General features: G+C 62.1%; 19 protein-coding genes. 9 read left to right on the forward strand and 10 right to left on the reverse strand.

From position 1 onward, the window contains the following. Positions 1 to 34: 34 nt before the first annotated feature. Complete coding sequence (gene trpE, locus ACIPZB_RS02900; RefSeq protein ID WP_400638927.1) at positions 35 to 1,516, forward strand: anthranilate synthase component I; 1,482 nt, start codon at positions 35 to 37, stop codon at positions 1,514 to 1,516. A 147-nt stretch (positions 1,517 to 1,663) separates the two neighbouring features. Here trpE and estP read toward each other — a convergent pair whose 3' ends face one another. Further along, positions 1,664 to 3,565 (reverse strand): esterase EstP, encoded by a 1,902-nt coding sequence (gene estP / locus ACIPZB_RS02905; protein ID WP_400638928.1) that lies wholly within the window; start codon positions 3,563 to 3,565, stop codon positions 1,664 to 1,666. A 360-nt stretch (positions 3,566 to 3,925) separates the two neighbouring features. Between estP and ACIPZB_RS02910 the strand changes: the two genes are divergently transcribed. From ACIPZB_RS02910 to ACIPZB_RS02925, 4 genes are all read left to right on the forward strand, one after another. Next, positions 3,926 to 4,519, forward strand: a complete 594-nt coding sequence (locus ACIPZB_RS02910; protein WP_400638929.1) for an aminodeoxychorismate/anthranilate synthase component II — start codon at positions 3,926 to 3,928, stop codon at positions 4,517 to 4,519. Positions 4,520 to 4,528: 9 nt separating this feature from the next. Continuing rightward, the gene (gene trpD, locus ACIPZB_RS02915) at positions 4,529 to 5,578 is read left to right on the forward strand and encodes an anthranilate phosphoribosyltransferase (RefSeq protein WP_400638930.1); all 1,050 of its coding nucleotides are present in this window, start codon (positions 4,529 to 4,531) and stop codon (positions 5,576 to 5,578) included. Next, entirely contained in the window at positions 5,575 to 6,408 is an 834-nt protein-coding gene (gene trpC / locus ACIPZB_RS02920; protein ID WP_400638931.1) for an indole-3-glycerol phosphate synthase TrpC, read from the forward strand. The genes trpD and trpC overlap by 4 nt, the downstream gene beginning before the upstream one ends. Before the next feature lie 167 nt (positions 6,409 to 6,575). Beyond that, positions 6,576 to 7,280: a biotin/lipoate A/B protein ligase family protein gene (locus tag ACIPZB_RS02925; protein WP_400638932.1), complete on the forward strand. Its 705-nt coding sequence runs from the start codon at positions 6,576 to 6,578 to the stop codon at positions 7,278 to 7,280. Here ACIPZB_RS02925 and crp read toward each other — a convergent pair. After that, a complete protein-coding gene (gene crp, locus ACIPZB_RS02930; protein ID WP_008089553.1) occupies positions 7,277 to 7,921 on the reverse strand; it encodes a cAMP-activated global transcriptional regulator CRP in 645 nt (214 codons plus the stop codon). The two genes, ACIPZB_RS02925 and crp, sit on opposite strands and share 4 nt — an antisense overlap. 191 nt (positions 7,922 to 8,112) lie before the next feature. On the opposite strand from crp, the gene ACIPZB_RS02935 reads away from it, so the two are divergent. Continuing rightward, on the forward strand, positions 8,113 to 8,535 hold the full coding sequence (locus ACIPZB_RS02935; RefSeq protein ID WP_004376171.1) for an OsmC family protein: 423 nt from the start codon (positions 8,113 to 8,115) through the stop codon (positions 8,533 to 8,535). A gap of 124 nt (positions 8,536 to 8,659) precedes the next feature. Here ACIPZB_RS02935 and ACIPZB_RS02940 read toward each other — a convergent pair whose 3' ends face one another. From ACIPZB_RS02940 to hemJ, 6 genes are all read right to left on the reverse strand, one after another. Beyond that, positions 8,660 to 9,700 (reverse strand): DUF2157 domain-containing protein, encoded by a 1,041-nt coding sequence (locus ACIPZB_RS02940; protein WP_400638933.1) that lies wholly within the window; start codon positions 9,698 to 9,700, stop codon positions 8,660 to 8,662. 10 nt (positions 9,701 to 9,710) lie between these two features. After that, positions 9,711 to 10,358 carry a 2-polyprenyl-3-methyl-6-methoxy-1,4-benzoquinone monooxygenase gene (coq7, locus tag ACIPZB_RS02945; RefSeq protein ID WP_008089539.1) on the reverse strand — a complete coding sequence of 216 codons (648 nt, stop codon included), beginning with the start codon at positions 10,356 to 10,358 and terminating at the stop codon, positions 9,711 to 9,713. 65 nt (positions 10,359 to 10,423) lie between these two features. Then, the gene (locus tag ACIPZB_RS02950) at positions 10,424 to 10,762 is read right to left on the reverse strand and encodes a histidine triad nucleotide-binding protein (protein WP_008089536.1); all 339 of its coding nucleotides are present in this window, start codon (positions 10,760 to 10,762) and stop codon (positions 10,424 to 10,426) included. A gap of 64 nt (positions 10,763 to 10,826) precedes the next feature. Beyond that, positions 10,827 to 11,609 carry an SDR family NAD(P)-dependent oxidoreductase gene (locus tag ACIPZB_RS02955; RefSeq protein WP_400638934.1) on the reverse strand — a complete coding sequence of 261 codons (783 nt, stop codon included), beginning with the start codon at positions 11,607 to 11,609 and terminating at the stop codon, positions 10,827 to 10,829. Positions 11,610 to 11,676: 67 nt separating this feature from the next. Continuing rightward, positions 11,677 to 12,633: an NAD(P)H-dependent flavin oxidoreductase gene (locus ACIPZB_RS02960; RefSeq protein ID WP_400638935.1), complete on the reverse strand. Its 957-nt coding sequence runs from the start codon at positions 12,631 to 12,633 to the stop codon at positions 11,677 to 11,679. A 30-nt stretch (positions 12,634 to 12,663) separates the two neighbouring features. Then, positions 12,664 to 13,089 (reverse strand): protoporphyrinogen oxidase HemJ, encoded by a 426-nt coding sequence (hemJ, locus tag ACIPZB_RS02965; protein WP_400638936.1) that lies wholly within the window; start codon positions 13,087 to 13,089, stop codon positions 12,664 to 12,666. Positions 13,090 to 13,232: 143 nt separating this feature from the next. On the opposite strand from hemJ, the gene argC reads away from it, so the two are divergent. Continuing rightward, complete coding sequence (argC, locus tag ACIPZB_RS02970; RefSeq protein ID WP_008089527.1) at positions 13,233 to 14,267, forward strand: N-acetyl-gamma-glutamyl-phosphate reductase; 1,035 nt, start codon at positions 13,233 to 13,235, stop codon at positions 14,265 to 14,267. Positions 14,268 to 14,412: 145 nt separating this feature from the next. Continuing rightward, positions 14,413 to 14,763 (forward strand): iron-sulfur cluster insertion protein ErpA, encoded by a 351-nt coding sequence (gene erpA, locus ACIPZB_RS02975; protein WP_008089525.1) that lies wholly within the window; start codon positions 14,413 to 14,415, stop codon positions 14,761 to 14,763. Positions 14,764 to 14,822: 59 nt separating this feature from the next. Here the strand turns inward: erpA and ACIPZB_RS02980 are convergent, their stop codons facing one another. Further along, positions 14,823 to 15,914 (reverse strand): anhydro-N-acetylmuramic acid kinase, encoded by a 1,092-nt coding sequence (locus ACIPZB_RS02980; RefSeq protein ID WP_400638937.1) that lies wholly within the window; start codon positions 15,912 to 15,914, stop codon positions 14,823 to 14,825. Between the two features lie 4 nt (positions 15,915 to 15,918). Further along, positions 15,919 to 17,337, reverse strand: a complete 1,419-nt coding sequence (locus ACIPZB_RS02985; protein ID WP_008089521.1) for a peptidoglycan DD-metalloendopeptidase family protein — start codon at positions 17,335 to 17,337, stop codon at positions 15,919 to 15,921. A 215-nt stretch (positions 17,338 to 17,552) separates the two neighbouring features. On the opposite strand from ACIPZB_RS02985, the gene tyrS reads away from it, so the two are divergent. Further along, a complete protein-coding gene (tyrS, locus tag ACIPZB_RS02990) occupies positions 17,553 to 18,752 on the forward strand; it encodes a tyrosine--tRNA ligase (protein WP_400638938.1) in 1,200 nt (399 codons plus the stop codon). Positions 18,753 to 19,253 lie beyond the last annotated feature (501 nt).

A 19,253-nucleotide genomic window follows, 5' to 3' on the forward strand; every position in this document is an offset into this window, starting at 1 on the left:
CCCGACCCTATTGCTGCTTGCCACGAGGCTACCCATGACCCGCGAAGAATTCCTGCGCCTGGCCGCTGCCGGCTACAACCGCATTCCCCTGGCCTGCGAAACCCTGGCCGACTTCGACACGCCGCTGTCGATCTACCTGAAACTGGCTGACCAACCCAACAGCTACCTGCTCGAATCGGTGCAGGGCGGTGAGAAGTGGGGCCGTTACTCGATGATCGGCCTGCCGTCGCGCACCGTGATGCGTGTGCATGGCTACCACGTCAGCATCCTGCAGGATGGCGTGGAAGTGGAAAGCCACGAGGTCGAAGACCCGTTGGCTTTCGTCGAAACCTTCAAGGACCGCTACAAGGTCGCCGACATTCCCGGCTTGCCGCGCTTCAACGGTGGCCTGGTGGGCTACTTCGGCTACGACTGCGTGCGTTATGTGGAAAAACGCTTGGGCGCGAGCCCGAACCCAGACCCACTGGGCGTGCCAGACATTCTGTTGATGGTTTCTGACGCCGTGGTGGTGTTCGACAACCTGGCGGGCAAGATGCACGCCATCGTGCTGGTCGATCCGGCCGAAGAGCAGGCGTTCGAACAAGGCCAGGCACGCCTGCAAGGTCTGCTGGAAACCCTGCGTCAGCCGATCACGCCACGCCGAGGCCTTGACCTGAGCGGCCCGATGGCGGCCGAACCTGAATTCCGCTCCAGCTACACCCGTGACGACTACGAGAACGCGGTAGGGCGCATCAAGGAATACATCCTGGCGGGTGACTGCATGCAAGTGGTGCCGTCGCAACGCATGTCGATCGATTTCAAGGCCGCGCCCATCGACCTGTATCGCGCGCTGCGCTGCTTCAACCCGACGCCCTACATGTACTTCTTCAACTTTGGCGACTTCCATGTGGTCGGCAGCTCGCCGGAAGTGTTGGTACGCGTGGAAGAAAACCTGGTCACCGTGCGCCCGATTGCCGGCACTCGCCCGCGTGGTGCCAACGAGGAGGCAGACCGGGCGTTGGAAGACGACCTGCTGTCGGACCAGAAAGAGATCGCCGAGCACCTGATGCTCATCGACCTAGGCCGTAACGATGTGGGTCGTGTGTCGTCGACCGGCAGCGTGCGCTTGACCGAGAAGATGGTGATCGAGCGCTACTCCAACGTGATGCACATCGTTTCCAATGTCACCGGCCAACTGAGCGAGGGCCTGACCGCCATGGACGCACTGCGGGCGATTCTGCCGGCAGGCACCTTGTCGGGCGCACCGAAGATTCGCGCGATGGAAATCATCGATGAGCTGGAGCCAGTGAAGCGTGGTGTCTACGGTGGTGCGGTGGGCTACTTCGCGTGGAACGGCAACATGGATACCGCGATTGCCATTCGTACGGCCGTGATCAAGGACGGTGAGCTTCATGTGCAGGCCGGCGGCGGCATCGTTGCCGACTCGGTGCCGGCGCTGGAGTGGGAAGAAACCATCAACAAGCGCCGGGCGATGTTCCGTGCGGTGGCGTTGGCCGAGCAGACCAGCGCCAAGTAAAACGACTGGGGCGCTGTGGGACCCTGCGCAAGCCAGTGGAATCCTGTGGGAGCCGGCTTGCCGGCGATGAGGTCGGGGCAGGCTAGCCTGGTCAGTCTGGAAGGGCCCTATCGCCGGCAAGCCGGCTCCCACAGGTAAACCACTGCTTTAAAAGTCGACGCTGACGCCCAGGCTCACGCCCTGTTGGGTCAACTCATCACTCTTGCGCCAGTTGTAATTCCCCCGCAGATGCACCCCCGCCACCAGCTCGTGGCTCACCCCCAGGCTGGCCCGGGTCAGGTCGCTGTGGGGCGTATACCCGGTCAGGCTGAAGTCGTTGGCCGGCAACGTCGTCAGGTGCATGGTCACATCCTGCTGGTCATCCTCGAACTCATGTTCCTGCACCAACTCGGCGAACAGTCGGGTGCTCGGTAGCACCTGCACGCTGCCCAGCAACCCCAAGCCGAGGCGCCGCGAAGTGCGTTCCTGGTCATCGAAACCCAGCGCCGTAGAGCGTCCGCTCTTCTCGTCATAACCATCGACCTTCACCCGCGCATAGTCGGCGCTGACGAACGGTGCCAGTTGCCAACGACTGGCTTCGGTCATCAGGTCGTAACCCAGCCGCCCCGTCACGGCCCAGGCTTCGCCATCGGTGTCGCCTTTCTCGCTGCGGTCATTTACCCCAAGTGCGAAGGTACGCTTGAGGTCGCGGTAGTCCAGGTGGCCGGCCGTCAGCGCGGCATCGGCCCACCAACGGTCCTGGCGGAACTGGGCGAAGGCCGTGGCCAGGTAACTGTCGAGCTTGTAGTCCGAGTCCTGCTCGCCGGCCTCCAGTTTCTGCTGGTATACGCCGCCTGCCAGTCCCACGCGCCAGGCGTCGTTCAATCGATAGCTGCCGCCGAGGGTCAGGTTGTAGCCATGCCCGTCCGCACTGGCGGCGCTGCGCTGATCGTCGAAGTCCAGGTCCTGGGCGCCGGTGCTGACGAAGGCTTGCCATTGATCCACTGCCTGCCAGGGCGTCTGCCATTGGTTGCGCAGCTCGTCCTGGTGCGCGCGCAAGCTGGCATGGGCCATTTCGGGTAGCAATGTCAGCTCCCACGGGGCAGATAGGATCGAGTAGGCGTAGTCGGCGATCAACTGCTGGCCGGCGATGGTCGGGTGAACCGAGTCGTTGAACAGCAGCTTGGTCGGGTCGGGTGTGAGGCCGTTGATGCCGTATACCGGGTTTTGCACGCAGCCGTTGCCGCTGTAGCAGGTACCCACAAGGTTCTGGCCGCTGGCCAGGCCGAACTGTTCCGGGCTGGCCAGGACCTCATCGATCAGCACAGGAATGTTCAACGGAATGATCTCGGCGTCGATCTGGCCGAGCTGGCTGATCAGCGATTGGTTGAATACACCGGAGAGTTGCGACAGCGGGCCTTGCAGAGGCGTGCCGTTGAAGTTTGGCGTGTTGCCGAGGTCCGGAAGCAGCCAGACCATGATGTAACGTGCGCCGCCTTGCTGCAGGGCCTGGGCGCTGGCGGCCAGGCGTGCGCCGGCCGCTGCGGCGCCTGCCGGGCTGTTGACCAGGCCCTGGAGAAAGTCGTTGCCACCGCCGGTAAGGTAATAGAGCGCATTGGGATCGGCCCGCAGGCCGTTGGCCAGGTAGCCGGGTCGCTCCCGCAGCACCGCCCCGGCCCCTGGCTGGCCGGGTGGGATGACCGTTTCGGAGGTGTCGGTAATCGACGCCAGAATCTGCCCGGTGGTATAGCCGCCGACAGCCCAGTTGTTGCCGTCAGGAAGGCCCTGAGCCAGGTTGCCGGGGGAGGTCGAAGGGCCCAGCTCGGCGGCGCCAAAACCCAGTTTGCCGCCGAGGATCATTGGCGATACGGGGGCGAAATTGCCCTGTGCGTCACGGTTGGTGAAGCGTGCCCCCGAAGTACCGCCGGTCTGGTCGGGAAACTGCCCCGCGTCGCTGAGGCTGTCACCGAATACGATCAACGTGGAATAAGGGGAGGGAGCAGCGAACGCCTGGCTGCAGGCAAGGGCCAGCGAGGCGAGGGTGAAACGCAGTAACGGTGCTTGGCGCATCGATGAACATCCTTTTCATTGTTTTTATGAGGACAATCGGATTGACCTTAGCAAATCGCTGGGCATGCCTTCCAAGTCCATTCGTTTCCCCGTGTTTACGGGCATATTGCGCCCGTCGCGTCGGTAGGCTACTGTGCCGGGACGTATGAGCGAGACCTATCCTGTGTTGATCGTCAGCAAACTCTTGATGCGCGTAATCAAGGCCCACGCCCGTTGGCGTTGGCGCGCCTGACTTTATCTCCTGCCGGCCCGTCCGGCCCGTCCCTGTTTACCTTCCCGTTTGCCTGAAACATCCGCTGCCCGCGCTTGTGGCCGGGGAAGGTTCGAATTCAAAGTCAGTAGATTCAAGAGGTTCAGCCGATGTTACTGATGATCGACAATTACGACTCATTCACTTACAACGTCGTTCAATACCTGGGCGAGTTGGGTGCTGAGGTGAAGGTCATTCGCAATGATGAAATGACCATCGCTCAGATCGAAGCCCTCAACCCCGAGCGTATCGTCGTTTCCCCTGGCCCGTGCACGCCCAGCGAAGCGGGTGTTTCCATCGAGGCCATCCTGCATTTTGCCGGCAAGCTGCCGATCCTTGGCGTGTGCCTGGGCCACCAGTCCATCGGGCAGGCCTTTGATGGTGACGTGGTGCGTGCCCGCCAGGTCATGCACGGCAAGACCAGCCCGGTGCACCACCGCGACCTTGGCGTGTTCGCCGGCCTCAACAACCCGTTGACGGTCACCCGCTACCATTCCCTGGTGGTCAAGCGCGAAACCCTGCCCGATTGCCTGGAAGTCACCGCCTGGACCGCCCACGATGATGGCTCGGTCGACGAGATCATGGGCCTGCGCCACAAGTCGCTGAATATCGAAGGGGTGCAGTTCCACCCAGAGTCCATCCTCACCGAGCAGGGCCACGAGCTGTTCGCCAACTTCCTCAAGCAGACCGGCGGCCGCCGCTAAGGATCGAACATGGATATCAAGAGCGCGTTGAGCCGTATCGTCGGCCACCTGGACCTCAGCACCGAGGAAATGCGTGACGTCATGCGCGAGATCATGACCGGCCAGTGCAGCGAAGCGCAGATCGGCGCATTCCTGATGGGCATGCGCATGAAGAGCGAGAGCATCGACGAGATCGTCGGTGCGGTCTCGGTGATGCGCGAGCTGGCCGACAAGGTCGAACTGAAAAGCCTCGATGGCGTGGTCGATATCGTCGGTACCGGCGGTGACGGCGCCAACATCTTCAACGTTTCCACCGCCTCGTCGTTCGTCCTGGCAGCCGCGGGCTGCACGGTCGCCAAGCATGGCAACCGCGCCGTGTCCGGCAAGAGTGGCAGCGCCGACCTGCTGGAGGCTGCGGGCATCTACCTGAATCTGACGCCGGTCCAGGTTGCGCGCTGCATCGACAGCCTCGGCATCGGTTTCATGTTTGCCCAAAGCCACCATAGCGCCATGAAGTATGCCGCCGGCCCGCGTCGTGACCTGGGCCTGCGTACCTTGTTCAACATGCTCGGCCCGCTTACGAATCCGGCCGGAGTGAAACACCAGGTGGTCGGCGTGTTCACCCAAGCCTTGTGCCGCCCGCTGGCCGAGGTGCTGCAGCGCCTGGGCAGCAAGCATGTACTGGTGGTGCATTCGAAGGATGGCCTGGACGAGTTCAGCCTGGCTGCGCCGACCTTTGTCGCCGAGCTGAAGAACGGCGAAATCACCGAATACTGGGTCGAGCCGGAAGACCTCGGCATGAAGAGCCAGAGCCTGCATGGCCTGGCCGTCGAGAGCCCACAGGCATCGCTGGAGCTGATCCGCGACGCCTTGGGCCGGCGCAAGACCGAAAACGGCCAGAAAGCGGCCGAGATGATCGTGCTCAATGCGGGCGCAGCGCTGTACGCCGCTGACCATGCCATGAGCCTCAAGGCGGGTGTGGAACTGGCCCACGACGTCCTGCACACCGGCCTGGCCTGGGAGAAGCTGCAGGAGTTGGGTGCCTTTACCGCGGTATTCAAGGTGGAGAACGAAGCATGAGTGTACCGACGGTGCTGGAAAGGATCATTGCCCGCAAGTTCCAGGAAGTGGCCGAACGCAGCGCGCGCGTCAGCCTTGCCGAACTGGAGGCCCTGGCCAAGACGGCCAATGCGCCTCGAGGTTTTGCCAAGGCCCTGATCGAACAGACCAAGCGCAAGCAGCCGGCGGTAATCGCAGAAATCAAGAAGGCGTCGCCGAGCAAAGGTGTGATCCGCGAGAACTTCGTGCCTGCGGACATTGCCGTCAGCTATGAGAAGGGCGGGGCGACCTGCCTGTCGGTGTTGACCGACGTGGACTACTTCCAGGGTGCCGATGAGTACCTACAGCAGGCCCGCGCCGCGGTCTCGCTGCCGGTGATCCGCAAGGACTTCATGGTCGACCCGTACCAGATCGTCGAAGCCCGGGCTCTGGGGGCCGATTGCGTGTTGCTGATCGTGTCGGCGCTCGATGACGTGAAGATGGCCGAGCTGGCCGCCACTGCCAAGGACGTTGGCCTGGACGTGCTGGTCGAAGTGCATGACGGCGACGAGCTGGAGCGCGCGCTGAAGACCCTCGATACGCCGCTGGTGGGGGTGAACAACCGCAACCTGCATACCTTCGAGGTCAGCCTTGAAACCACCCTCGACCTGCTGCCGCGCATTCCGCGTGACCGCCTGGCCATTACCGAGAGCGGCATTCTCAACCGTGCCGATGTCGAACTGATGGAAATCAACGAGGTGTACTCGTTCCTGGTCGGTGAAGCATTCATGCGCGCCGAGCAGCCGGGGCTGGAATTGCAGCGGTTGTTCTTCCCCGAGCAGGTGAAGAAGACCGTTCAGCAACTGGACTGATTGAAACGAAGCCGGCTTATGCCGACTTTTTTGTATGTCCGCTCTGGCCTCTTCGCGGGTCAAGCCCGCTCCCACAGGTTCTCACTGCACTTAGGCACTGGGATGTACATGTGGGAGCGGGCTTGCCCCGCGAAGAGGCGAGCGAAAACAACATAGAAGGTGGATCAATGATCGATCAACCCCTGGCCCTCACCGTCGAACAAGGCCTTCATGCAGAACAGGACCTGCTGGCTGCCGTATGCCGCGGCGAACGGGAATATGGCGTGCTGTTCTGGCGCCCGACCGACCACGCCCTGGTCATGCCCCGGCGCATGAGCCGCCTGGACAACTTCGAAGTCGCCTGCGCGGAGCTGGCAATTGCCGGCTGGCCGGTGCTGCTGCGCGAAAGCGGCGGCGAGCCGGTGCCCCAGTCCCATTCGACGGTGAACGTTGCCCTGGTCTACGTCGCGCCGCGCAGCGAAGGCGACCATGGCCGAATCGAAAACGCCTACGAGCGCCTGTGCCTGCCGCTGTGCGATGTATTGCGCGCATGGGGCGGCGTGGCATCGGTGGGCGAAATCGACGGGGCTTTTTGTGATGGCCGCTACAACGTCAACTTGAATGGCCGCAAGCTGGTCGGTACGGCCCAGCGCTGGCGCCAGGGACTGGGCGGCAAGCGGCCGGTGGTGCTGGTGCATGGCGCGCTGCTGCTGGATAACGAGCGCGAGTCGATGGTCGCCGCGGTCAACCGCTTCAACGAATGTTGCGAACTGGAGCAGCGTTGCCGGGCCGATAGCCATATCGCCCTGCACGAAGTCGTGCCCGAGGCGCCCTGGTTCGAGCGCTTGTCACAGGCCTACAACGACGTGCTGGCGAAGCTGCCCAAGGACTAACGGGTGCCGTAGACCACCATGGTCTTGCCCTTGACCTGCACCAGGCTGCGTTCCTCAAGATCCTTGAGGACGCGGCCGACCATCTCCCGTGAACAGCCGACGATGCGGCCAATTTCCTGACGGGTGATCTTGATCTGCATGCCATCAGGGTGGGTCATGGCATCAGGCTGCTTGCACAGGTCGAGCAGGCAACGGGCTACCCGGCCGGTAACATCGAAGAATGCCAGGTCGCCGACCTTGCGCGTCGTGTTGCGCAGGCGCTGGGCCATCTGGCTGCCAAGGGCATAGAGAATTTCCGGGTCTTGCCGCGTCACTTCGCGAAACTTGTCGTAGCTGATCTCCGCCACTTCGCATTCGGTCTTGGCACGGACCCAGGCGCTGCGCTGCTGATCGCTGTCGGACGGCTCGAACAGCCCCAGTTCCCCGAAGAAATCGCCGTTGTTGAGGTAGGCGATGATCATCTCATGCCCTTCGTCGTCTTCGATCAGTATGGTGACTGAGCCCTTGATGATGAAAGACAAGGTTTCGGCACGATCGCCAGCACAGATAATGTTGCTCTTGGCGGTGTAGCGGCGGCGCTGGCAATGCACCAGCAGCTTGTCGATGTTCTTGATCTTGGCGGGTAGGGCTGAGGCAACCATCACGAAATCCTGTTCGATGTGACGCATAGGCTCTTGTTAGTCATTGCCTGGCGCGTAGCGCCAGTCAATTGGCGCCAGCTTATCAGACACCGCAGGATGTTTCGGCACAAATGCGACGCGCATTGAGCTTTTCCGACAGCCATACAAGGCTTAAGCTGACACCCTTTTGCGAATTCCAGGAGTACGGACAGATGAAGGCACGCATCCAGTGGGCCGGTGAAGCGATGTTCCTCGGTGAGTCGGGGAGCGGCCACGTGGTGGTGATGGATGGCCCGCCCGAGGCTGGCGGCCGCAACCTGGGCGTGCGCCCGATGGAAATGCTTCTGCTCGGCCTGGGTGGCTGCAGCAGCTTCGATGTGGTGAGCATCCTGAAGAAATCCCGGCAGGCGGTGGAAAGCTGCGAAGCCTTCCTGGAAGCCGAGCGCGCCAGTGAAGACCCGAAGGTTTTCACCAAGATCCACATGAATTTCGTGGTCAAGGGCCGTGGGCTGAAAGAAGCTCAGGTCAAGCGAGCGGTGGAGCTGTCGGCGGAGAAGTATTGCTCGGCGTCGATCATGCTGGAGCGCGCTGGTGTGGAAATCACCCACGGCTACGAGATCGTCGAGCTGGGTTGAACCCGAGGTTTTGGGGCTGCTGCGCAGCCCTTTCGCGACACAAGGCCGCTCCTACAATGATTATGCGATCTCTGTAGGAGCGGCCTTGTGTCGCGAAAGGGCCGCAAAGCGGCCCCAGCAATTTTCAGTTGCGCAGTGCCGGCAAGGCCACCAGCAACCACCCCGGAAGCCAACTTCTCACCGCCTGGCTCAACCGCTCCCGCCGCTTCTGATACCCCAGACCCAAGCCAATGACGCCAAGCCCGATCAACGTCAGCACCACCGGGAACAGCAGCGACTCGGCAAACACCTCGTACGACAGGTAGCCGAGATAAGCCGCCACCCCCAGCGCCCCGAACACCATGAACTGCGGCCGGCGCAGCAGTACAGCCATCCCCATCAGGCCAAGGTTGATCAAGCAGTACAGTGCCTTGCCCAGCTCACTGTCGCTTTCCATCATCGTCAGCCCGCCCCAGAACGCCGCCAGCCCGGCCAGGTAGCCCCACTGGGCATAGTCCTCGCGGGTACGGCCGTCCACCAGCAGAAATACCAGTAACAACCCCAGCCCGAACCACAGCGACACCGTGCGCCGCTGCTCCCAGCTGAACGGTGAACCGTACACCCACTCGCTCAGGTCCATCGACATGAACCACAGCGCGACGGCGATCGGCATCACGATGAACGGGTAAGGGATCAAGCGCAGCATCAGCAGGCCGGCCAGCACCGTGGCTGCCTCCATCATCAGCCAGCCACCCTGTACGTAGGTGTAGTACTGGTGATAGTTCCCTTGCACATCGTCCAGCGGCCACCAGCCAGCCAGGCGTTCGAGGGCGAACACTGCCAACGGCACGATGCTCACCGCGACGGCCGCCAGCACGCCTGCGGCAATGGGCTGCTGGCGCTTCTGCAGATTCAGGGCGAACAGGGTGAGCAAGGCGATGTACAGGGCAGCGATGGCCAGCAGGGCCACGTCGCCAACGCGCATCCAGGCCTCGGTCAGCAACCAGCCCATGGCGCCCATGATCAACAGGGCGCCGAAGTAGAAGGCGACGTGCGCCAATTGGAAACTGCCACGCGAGGCGGGCTGGTTGTGCAGGAACTCCAGCAGGGCCTGGTCCTGGCCCGGCTGGAGTATGCCGGCTTGCACGGCGCGCGCCAGGTCCTTGGCGTCTATTCGGTCCTTCATGGGCGTGCTCTCAGATGCGGTAGGTGCTCTTGGTCATGACCTTGGCTAGCAGGCTCATGCCAAAGCGTACCGGTGCCGGGAAACGATAGCCGCCGGCCTCGAGGGCAGATTCGGCGTGCTGTTCTTCATCCACGCGCATCTGTTCGAGGATGGCGCGGGATTTCTCGTCTTCGTGGGGAATTTGCTCGAGGTGTTCGTCAAGGTGCTTGCACACCTGATGCTCGGTGGCGGCGACGAAGCCCAGGCTGACTTTGTCGCTGACCAGGCCGGCGAGGGCGCCGATGCCGAACGACATGCCGTAGAACAGCGGGTTGAGCACGCTTGGGTGACTGCCCAGCTGACGGATGCGCTGTTCGCACCAGGCCAGGTGGTCGACTTCTTCCTCGGCGGCATGTTCCATCGCCTTGCGTATCTGCGGCAGCTTGGCGGTCAGGGCCTGACCCTGGTACAGCGCCTGGGCGCAGACTTCGCCGGTATGGTTGATGCGCATCAGCCCGGCAACGTGGCGGGTCTGGCTTTCGTCCAGGTCGACATCCGGCTGGATGATGGCCGGGGAAGGCCGGGACGGTTGGCCGCTGAAGGGCAGCAAGGTGCGCATGGCGGTATCGGCCTGCAGCAACAAGCGGTCGAGCGGCGAGTAGTGACGTTCGGTGGCCATCGGGCACCTCCGCAAGAGTGTGCCCGACAGTTTACCGCAATCGCTTCAGGGTCGCTTGCCCTGGATCAGCCCGGTGGCCAGTGCATCTGGCGCTGGCCGAGCACGTGCATGTGGATGTGGTAGACGGTCTGGCCGCCTTGTTCGTTGCAGTTCATGACTACGCGGAAACCGTCCTCGCAGCCGAGCTCCTTGGCCAGGCGCTGAGCCGTGAACAGGATATGGCCTGCCAGGCCTTTGTCTTCTTCGGTCAGGTCGCTGAGGGTGCGGATGTGTTTTTTCGGGATGACCAGAAAATGCACCGGCGCCTGGGGCGCGATATCGTGAAACGCCAGAACCTGGTCGTCCTCGTAGATGATCTTCGCCGGGATTTCCCGGTTGATGATCTTGCAGAATAAATCGTCCACAGCACTTGCTCCATGGTGAGGGTCCGGGCCGAGTGTACTGAGCCAGGCGCCGCTCGCCCAGTGGCTATTCCATTCCGGCCGGGCAGTAACGTCGGTGGATGAACCCTGCCAGCTTGCGTGCCAGCCAGCGCGGCAGCAGGCGCGGGGCGAAGGCCAGCCAGCGGTTGCGCCGCAGCGGCATGATCAGCGGACGGTTTTTGGCCAGGGCGCGGACGGTGTACAACGCCACTTCCTCGGGGCTCAGGCAGCGGCTGCTGCCGTCGAGTCGGGGAATGCGTCGACGCGCGGAGCGCACCGGGCCGGGGCACAATACCGAGACCTTGATGCCGGTAGGCTTGAGCTCTTCGCGCAGTGCTTCGGTGAAGCTCAGCACATAGGCCTTGCTCGCGGCATAGGTCGCCATCCATGGGCCTGGCGCGACTGCCGCCAGGCCGGCGACATTGAGGATCTGCCCGCCACCCTGTACGGCCATCAGGTTGCCGATGGCGTGGCACAGGCGGCTCATGGCGAGGATGTTGACCTCCAGCAAGTCTTGCTCGTCGGCCCATTCATGGGCCAGAAACGGACCGTAGGTACGTTGGCCGGCGCAATTGACCAGCAGGTCGATACGCCGTTCGCCTTCCTCAAGCTCCAGCACGAAGCCTGACAGGCGCAGCGGCTGGCTCAGATCACAGGCGCGAAACAGCACTTCGACACCAAAGCGCTGGGTCAGCTCCATGGCCACCGGCTCCAGGGTTTCTCGATGGCGTGCCACCAGGATCAGACTACGCCCGCGCCGCGCCAGAGCTTCCGCCAGGGCCAGGCCCAGGCCGCTGGAAGCACCGGTGATCATGGCGTAACGGGTCATGCAAGGCTCCTGGGGGCTGAAGAGGGCGCCTAGTGTACAACTTGGCCGGGCAAGGTGTTGCCTTTTGCTACAAGGCCTTGACGCTGAGTGCCTGGCTGCGCTCCAGCGCTGCCCGGTACTCGCCGTGCAGGCGTTCGATCAGCTCGGCCGCTGGGGGCAGGTCATGGATCTCGCCCACACCTTGGCCGGCGGACCAGACGGTCTTCCAGACCTTCGCTTCATCATCGAGGGGCTTGAGTTTGCCGGCCTCGTGCCCGGATTTCAGCGCGGCCATGTCGTAGCCGGCCTGTTCCAGGCTTGGGCGCAGGAAGCTTGCTGGAATCCCGGAAACCGCGGGGGTGTGAATGATGTCGGCGGCATGGGCATCTAGCAGCATCTGCTTGTAGGGCTCTTGCGCACGGCTTTCGCGAGTGGCGATGAAGCGAGTGCCCATGTAGGCCAGGTCGGCGCCCAGCAACTGGGCAGCGAGAATCTCGTGACCGTGGTTGATGCAACCGGCCAGCAGAAGGGTCTTGTCGAAGAACTGGCGGATCTCGGCCGCCAGGGCGAATGGGCTCCAGGTGCCGGCATGACCACCTGCGCCCGCCGCCACGGCAATCAGGCCATCGACACCCGCCTCGGCGGCTTTTTCCGCATGCCGGCGGGTGGTTACGTCGTGGAACACCAGGCCGCCATAGCTGTGTACCGCATCCACCACTTCTTTGACTGCGCCAAGGCTGGTGATGACGATCGGCACGCGATGCTCGACGCAAAGCGCCAGATCGGCCTGCAGGCGTGGATTGGTGGGGTGGACGATCAGGTTGACGGCATAGGGCGCCGGCTCATGCAACTGCGCCAGGCCTGCCTCTATCTCCTCTAGCCAGGCTTTGAAGCCAGCGCTGTCGCGCTGGTTCAGGGCCGGGAAGCTGCCAACCACACCCTTGCCACAGCAGGCCAGAACCAGATCGGGGTTGGATATCAGGAACATGGGTGCAGCGACCACCGGCAAGCGCAGGCGATTTTCCAGCGAAGCGGGTAAAGACATGGGCAGGGCTCCAGTGCAGAACGGGTTGCGTCAGAACGGTTTGACCACCACGAGGATCACGATGCCCAGCAGGAACAGCACCGGCACTTCGTTGAACCAGCGGTAGTAGACATGGCTGCGTGTATTGGCGCCGCTGGCGAAGCGTTTGAGCTGGGCGCCACATACATGGTGGTAGCCGGTCAGCAGGATCACCAGGGTCAGCTTGGCATGTAGCCAGCCTTGGCTAAGCCAGCCGGGGGTGAGGTATAGCATCCAGGCCCCGAACACATAGGTGGCGATCATTGCCGGGTTCATGATGCCGCGGTACAGCTTGCGCTCCATGGTCACGAAGCGTTCCTGGCTGAGGCTGTCCTGGCTCTGGGCGTGGTAGACGAACAGGCGAGGCAGGTAGAACAGGCCGGCGAACCAGCAGACCACGCTGACGATGTGCAGCGCTTTGATCCATAGGTAAAGCATGGAGGGAGTTCCTTCAGGTTTTCACGGTCGTCAGATAGTAGAGGCCAAGTGCCCGAAGGGTCACCCGAAGAGTTGTTACAGGCGCCTTGCACCCCTATTATCGTGCGCTTTCCAGTTGGCTCGTTGATAAAGGGGCAAGCGTTATGATCAAGGTCGGTATCGTCGGCGGCACGGGTTACACCGGCGTCGAACTGTTGCGTCTGCTGGCGCAGCATCCACAGGCCGAAGTGGCGGTCATCACTTCGCGTTCCGAAGCGGGTGTGGCGGTCGCCGACATGTATCCGAACCTGCGCGGTCACTACGACGGCCTGGCCTTCAGCGTGCCGGACAGCAAGGCCCTGGCGGCCTGCGACGTGGTGTTCTTTGCCACCCCGCACGGTGTTGCTCACGCACTGGCTGGCGAGCTGCTCGCTGCCGGCACCAAGGTCATCGACCTGTCCGCCGACTTCCGCCTGCAGGACGCCACCGAGTGGGGCAAGTGGTATGGTCAACCGCACGGTGCCCCCGAGCTGCTCAAGGATGCGGTCTACGGCTTGCCTGAGGTGAACCGTGAGAAGATCCGCCAGGCGCGCCTGATCGCGGTTCCGGGCTGCTACCCGACCGCTACCCAGCTGGGCTTCCTGCCGCTGCTGGAGGCTGGCCTGGCCGACCCTTCGCGCCTGATCGCCGACTGCAAGTCGGGTGTCAGCGGTGCCGGTCGCGGGGCTGCCGTGGGTTCGCTGTTCTGTGAAGCCGGCGAGAGCATGAAAGCCTACGCGGTCAAAGGCCACCGCCACCTGCCGGAAATCAGCCAGGGCCTGCGTCTGGCTGCGGGCAAGGACATCGGCCTGACCTTCGTGCCACACCTGACCCCGATGATCCGCGGCATCCATGCCACCCTGTACGCCACCGTCGCCGATACGTCGGTCGACCTGCAGGCGCTGTTCGAGAAACGCTATGCCGATGAGCCGTTCGTCGACGTGATGCCAGCGGGCAGCCACCCGGAAACGCGCAGCGTGCGCGGTGCCAACGTCTGCCGTATCGCCGTTCATCGCCCGCAGGGTGGTGACCTGGTGGTGGTGCTGTCGGTGATCGACAACCTGGTCAAGGGCGCTTCCGGCCAGGCGGTGCAGAACCTGAACATCCTGTTCGGCCTGGACGAGCGCATGGGGCTGTCCCACGCTGGCCTGCTGCCGTAAGCGCAGGGTTATCGAAGAGGCCCGCCCAGTGCGGGCCTTTTTGTTTGCCGCGACTAATGCCGCACAATTCTTGACCAATTTTCTCGGAGAAGCGGATAATGCGCGTCATCGAGTTATATGGCGGCACTGCGCCGGGAGAATCTACATGAGCGTCGAAACCTTCACCCCCACGGTTCTGGAATTCACCCAAGGGGCAGCGCAAAAGGTGAAGACCCTGGTTTCCGAGGAAGGCAACGAGCGTCTGAAGTTGCGCGTGTTCGTCACCGGCGGCGGTTGTTCGGGCTTCCAGTACGGTTTCACCTTCGATGAAGATGTGGCCGAAGATGACACCATCGTCGAGCGCGAGGGCGTATCCCTGGTGGTCGACCCGATGAGCTTCCAGTACCTGGCAGGTGCCGAAGTGGACTACCAGGAAGGCCTGGAAGGTTCGCGCTTCGTGATCAAGAACCCGAACGCCGCTACCACCTGTGGCTGCGGTTCCTCGTTCTCGATCTGAGCCTTGCGATACGAAAACGCCGCGCATTTGCGCGGCGTTTTGCATTGTGGCGTAGCCAGTCAGGCCGGGTAGATCGCGCCGAGCACACGCAGCCCTTTGGCAGCGGTCACGCTGGGGCGGTTGGCGGCGATACCCTCGAGACAGCAATGGGCGAGCCAGGCGAAGGCCATGGCCTCGACCCAGTCAGGATCGACGCCGTGCGCCGCGGTGCTGGCCACCTGAGCGTCGGGCAGCAGTGCGCCAAGGCGAGCCATCAATGCACCATTGCGTGCACCTCCGCCGCACACCAGCAAGGCTTCGGTACCTTGCTGGGCGTTGTTCAGCGCATCGATGATGCTGCGCGCGGTGAGTTCCAGCAGGGTGGCCTGGACGTCCTCGTCACGGTAGGGGGGAAGTCGGTCAAGGTGGCTATCCAGCCAGGGCAGGTTGAACACTTCACGACCAGTGCTCTTCGGCCCGCTGCCAGCGAAGAACGGATCAGTCAGCAGGCTGCTGAGCAAATCGGCCTGCACCAGGCCGCTGGCTGCCCAGGCACCGTCTGCGTCATAAGGCTGGCCGTGCTTGCGCTCGATCCAGGCGTCCAGCAACACATTGCCTGGGCCGCAGTCGAAGCCATGCACCGGCTTGCCCTGTTCGATCAGACTGAGATTGCTGAAACCGCCGACATTGAGAATGGCCAGGCGCTGCCCGAGGTGGCTGAACAAGGCTTCGTGGAAGGCTGGCACCAAGGGCGCGCCCTGGCCTCCAGCCGCCACGTCGCGGCGGCGGAAGTCGGCAATCACACTGATGCCGGTGAGTTCAGCGAGCAACGCCGGGTTGCCAATCTGCACGGTAAAGCCGCGAGCAGGCTCATGCCGGATGGTCTGCCCGTGGCTGCCGATGGCACGAATGGCACTGGCCTGCAGGCCACGTTTCGCCAGCAATTGCTGGATACCTTCGCCTGCCAGGCTGGCCCAGCGATTTTCCGCCAGTGCGGCACGAGCGATCTCGTCTGGGCCGCTGCTGCACAGGCTCAGCAGCGGTTGGCGCAGATCGGGGGGCATGGGCACGTAGTGAGTGGCGAGCAGCTCCAACTGCTCGCCGTGTTCGATCAGGGCGATATCCAGGCCATCGAGGCTGGTGCCGGACATCACCCCCAGGTAGAGCGCCATGGCGTCAGCGCTTGTTCGCAGCGAGCATGGTGGCCTTTTCCTGATCCATGCGGGCAATCAGGGGCTGACTCTGCTGCATGAAGCGTTGGCGTTCGGCTTTGGTGATCGGGTCGGCCATGGGTACTTTCTGGCTCAGTGGGTCGACATGCACGCCATTTACCTGGAACTCGTAGTGCAGGTGCGGACCGGTGGACAGGCCGGTGGTGCCGATGTAACCGATGATCTGGCCTTGTTTCACGCTGCTGCCGTTCTTGATCCCTTTGGCAAAGCCCTGCATGTGACCGTAGAGGGTCTTGTAGCTGTTGCCATGGGCAATGATGACGGTGTTGCCGTAGCCACCGCGTCGGCCGGCGAGCTCGATACGGCCGTCACCTGCAGCCTTGATCGGCGTGCCCCGTGGCGCCGCGTAGTCGACCCCTTTGTGCGCGCGGATCTTGTTCAGGATCGGGTGCTTGCGCCCGGCGGAGAAGCGCGAGCTGATGCGGGCGAAGTCAACCGGGGTACGGATGAAGGCCTTGCGCAGGCTGTTGCCGTCGGCGGTGTAGTAGCTGGTGTTGCCCTGCTTGTTGGTGTAGCGAACAGCCGTGTAGGTCTTGCCGCGGTTGGTGAAGCGGGCAGAGAGGATGTTGCCGGTGCCAACCACCTTGCCGTCCATGACCTTCTGCTCGTAGACCACGTCGAATTCGTCGCCCTGACGGATGTCCTGTGCGAAATCGATGTCATAGCCGAGCACTTTGGCCATGTCCATGGCCATGCTATGGGAAAGCCCGGCGCGCTGGGCCGATGCCGACAGCGAGCTCTTGATTACGCCATGGGCGTAAGCGGTACGTACCACGGGTTTGCTGATTTCGCGAGCGAAGGTGTAGCCCTTGGCTGTCTTGGTCAGCCGAATGGTTTCGAGGTTGCTTACCTTGCTGTGCAGGCTGGCCAGTTGGCCAGTCTTGTCGAGTTCGAACTGCAGCACCTGGCCATGCTTGAGCTGGCTGAATTGCTTGGCCTGCTTGTTGCTGGCCAGCAGGTCGTGCACGGCATTGGTCGGCAGGCCGACCTTGGCGAACAGCGTCGACAAGGTGTCGCCGCGGGCGACGGTCACTTCGCGGTGGCTAGGGTCCTTGGCTTCGGGTTTCTGCTCGGCAGCAGGGGCTTGCTGAGCCGCTTGTTCGGTTGTGGTTTCGGCGCTTTCGATCTGTGCGAAGGGCGTGCCCTGATCGCCTTCGACTTGCACCAGTGGCGCGGCCTTGGACTCGTCTTTCAGCTGTTCGGCCGGGCTTTCCAGCTCCAGGCTGAGCGTGGTCTTCTTGGCTTCGACTTCGCTGGATGGAAATACCAGCAGTGCCAGGCTGAGCAGGGCGGCGATGCCGCTGGCGGCCAACAGATGGCTTTTCGGATAAAGCGGGGGCGCTTTAGGCGTTTCGTTGGTCATAGGTAAGGTGGCTTTGAAGAAAAGTGAATATGGAAAAGATGAATGACATGATGAAGATGAAATAACTGTATAAAATATAACCAAATCCATTTTCACGCAAGGGCGCGTAGACGCCGCAACGCTGCGGTCAGGTCACATTCCATTGCGAAACTTGTATTTGATGGCCGATCTTGTATGGTTGGCTCCCCTTGAATCTGAGCCTTGCGGGTCTGTCTATGAAGTCGGTTGAAGAGCAGCTGGCGCTTATCAAGCGCGGTGCGGAAGAAGTATTGGTCGAGTCGGAACTGGTTGAGAAGCTCAAGCGCGGCCAACCTCTGCGCATCAAGGCAGGCTTCGATCCTACTGCCCCCGACCTGCACCTCGGGCACACGGTACTGATCAACAAGCTGCGCCAGTTCCAGGAGCTGGGGCATCAGGTGATCTTCCTGATCGGTGACTTCACCGGGATGATCGGCGACCCGAGCGGCAAGAGCGCCACGCGTCCGCCGCTGACGCGCGAGCAGGTGCTGGACAATGCTGAGACCTATAAGCAGCAGGTGTTCAAGATCCTTGATCCGGCCAAGACCGAGGTCGCCTTCAACTCTACCTGGATGGACAAGCTGACCCCGGCCGATTTCATCCGCCTGGCTTCGCAGTACACCGTAGCGCGGATGCTCGAGCGTGATGACTTCGACAAGCGTTACACCACCAATCAGCCAATCGCCATCCATGAGTTCCTTTACCCGCTGGTGCAAGGGTACGACTCGGTGGCGCTGAAGGCGGACGTGGAACTGGGTGGTACCGACCAGAAGTTCAACCTGCTAATGGGGCGTGAACTGCAGCGTGCCTACGGTCAGGAAGCGCAGAACATCGTGACCATGCCGTTGCTCGAAGGCCTCGACGGCGTCAAGAAGATGTCCAAGTCGCTGGGTAACTATGTGGGTATCCAGGAAGCGCCGGGTGTCATGTACGGCAAGCTGGTGTCGATTCCCGATACGCTGATGTGGCGTTACTTCGAGCTGCTGAGCTTCCGTTCGATGGAAGAGATCGAGCAGTTCCGTGCCGATGTGGCCAATGGCGCGAACCCGCGTGACATCAAGATCAAGCTGGCGGAAGAGATCGTTGCGCGTTTCCATGGTGAAGAGGCTGCGGCCAATGCGCACCGTGCTGCGGGTAACCGTATGAAAGAGGGCGAGCTGCCGGAAGACCTGCCGGAGATTGAAGTGGCTGCGGCAGAAGACTTGCCGATCGCTGCCGTTCTGAACCGGGCGGGTCTGGTGAAGAACTCGGCGATGGCGCGGGACCTGCTCAATGGCGGTGCCGTGAAGGTCGACGGCGCGGTAGTTGAGCGCGACTTCATGTTTGCAATTGGCGCAACCCATGTGTGCCAAGCGGGCAAGAAGGCGTTTGCGCGGGTCACCCTCAAGGCTGAGTGACCGGTTGTTGGTGCAGCTATATATAGAAGCGGGGAGGCCGATAGGCCTCCCCGCTTTGTTTTCCAGCGATATTAAGGTTTTTTGAAATTAAGCCTTGACGGGGTTTCGAATCCCCTTATAATGCGCCCCACTTCCAGCGTAGTCGGAACGAGAAACTCCTTGAGATTCAAAGAGTTAATCGAGCCAGGTAGTACTGGAAGTGCTTCGATCGAATGATCGATAGCGGTTGAAAAGGTGGTTGACAGCGCTTCTAAATGCTGTATGATTCGCCTCCCGCTACGAGAGATCGCAGCGAGCCAAGTGTTTGAAGCTAAACGAGTTTCTCGCAAAAAACTTCAAAATAAACGCTTGACAGGCTCTGAGGAAAGCGTAGAATGCGCGCCTCGGTTGAGACGAAAAGCTCTTGACCAAACGCTCTTTAACAAATCGAATCAAGCAATTCGTGTGGGTGCTTGTGAGTACGGACTGATAGTCACAAAGATTATCAGCATCACAAGTGAC

The sequence above is a fragment of the Pseudomonas sp. NPDC089396 genome (assembly GCF_044749545.1).
In the GTDB taxonomy this organism is placed as follows: domain Bacteria; phylum Pseudomonadota; class Gammaproteobacteria; order Pseudomonadales; family Pseudomonadaceae; genus Aquipseudomonas.

Coding starts and splice junctions, on each gene's coding strand:
- trpE (WP_400638927.1), top strand. CDS start 35: ATGACCCGCGAAGAATTCCTGCGCCTGGCCGCTGCCGGCTACAACCGC.
- estP (WP_400638928.1), bottom strand. CDS start 3,565: ATGCGCCAAGCACCGTTACTGCGTTTCACCCTCGCCTCGCTGGCCCTT.
- ACIPZB_RS02910 (WP_400638929.1), top strand. CDS start 3,926: ATGTTACTGATGATCGACAATTACGACTCATTCACTTACAACGTCGTT.
- trpD (WP_400638930.1), top strand. CDS start 4,529: ATGGATATCAAGAGCGCGTTGAGCCGTATCGTCGGCCACCTGGACCTC.
- trpC (WP_400638931.1), top strand. CDS start 5,575: ATGAGTGTACCGACGGTGCTGGAAAGGATCATTGCCCGCAAGTTCCAG.
- ACIPZB_RS02925 (WP_400638932.1), top strand. CDS start 6,576: ATGATCGATCAACCCCTGGCCCTCACCGTCGAACAAGGCCTTCATGCA.
- crp (WP_008089553.1), bottom strand. CDS start 7,921: ATGGTTGCCTCAGCCCTACCCGCCAAGATCAAGAACATCGACAAGCTG.
- ACIPZB_RS02935 (WP_004376171.1), top strand. CDS start 8,113: ATGAAGGCACGCATCCAGTGGGCCGGTGAAGCGATGTTCCTCGGTGAG.
- ACIPZB_RS02940 (WP_400638933.1), bottom strand. CDS start 9,700: ATGAAGGACCGAATAGACGCCAAGGACCTGGCGCGCGCCGTGCAAGCC.
- coq7 (WP_008089539.1), bottom strand. CDS start 10,358: ATGGCCACCGAACGTCACTACTCGCCGCTCGACCGCTTGTTGCTGCAG.
- ACIPZB_RS02955 (WP_400638934.1), bottom strand. CDS start 11,609: ATGACCCGTTACGCCATGATCACCGGTGCTTCCAGCGGCCTGGGCCTG.
- ACIPZB_RS02960 (WP_400638935.1), bottom strand. CDS start 12,633: ATGTCTTTACCCGCTTCGCTGGAAAATCGCCTGCGCTTGCCGGTGGTC.
- hemJ (WP_400638936.1), bottom strand. CDS start 13,089: ATGCTTTACCTATGGATCAAAGCGCTGCACATCGTCAGCGTGGTCTGC.
- argC (WP_008089527.1), top strand. CDS start 13,233: ATGATCAAGGTCGGTATCGTCGGCGGCACGGGTTACACCGGCGTCGAA.
- erpA (WP_008089525.1), top strand. CDS start 14,413: ATGAGCGTCGAAACCTTCACCCCCACGGTTCTGGAATTCACCCAAGGG.
- ACIPZB_RS02980 (WP_400638937.1), bottom strand. CDS start 15,914: ATGGCGCTCTACCTGGGGGTGATGTCCGGCACCAGCCTCGATGGCCTG.
- ACIPZB_RS02985 (WP_008089521.1), bottom strand. CDS start 17,337: ATGACCAACGAAACGCCTAAAGCGCCCCCGCTTTATCCGAAAAGCCAT.
- tyrS (WP_400638938.1), top strand. CDS start 17,553: ATGAAGTCGGTTGAAGAGCAGCTGGCGCTTATCAAGCGCGGTGCGGAA.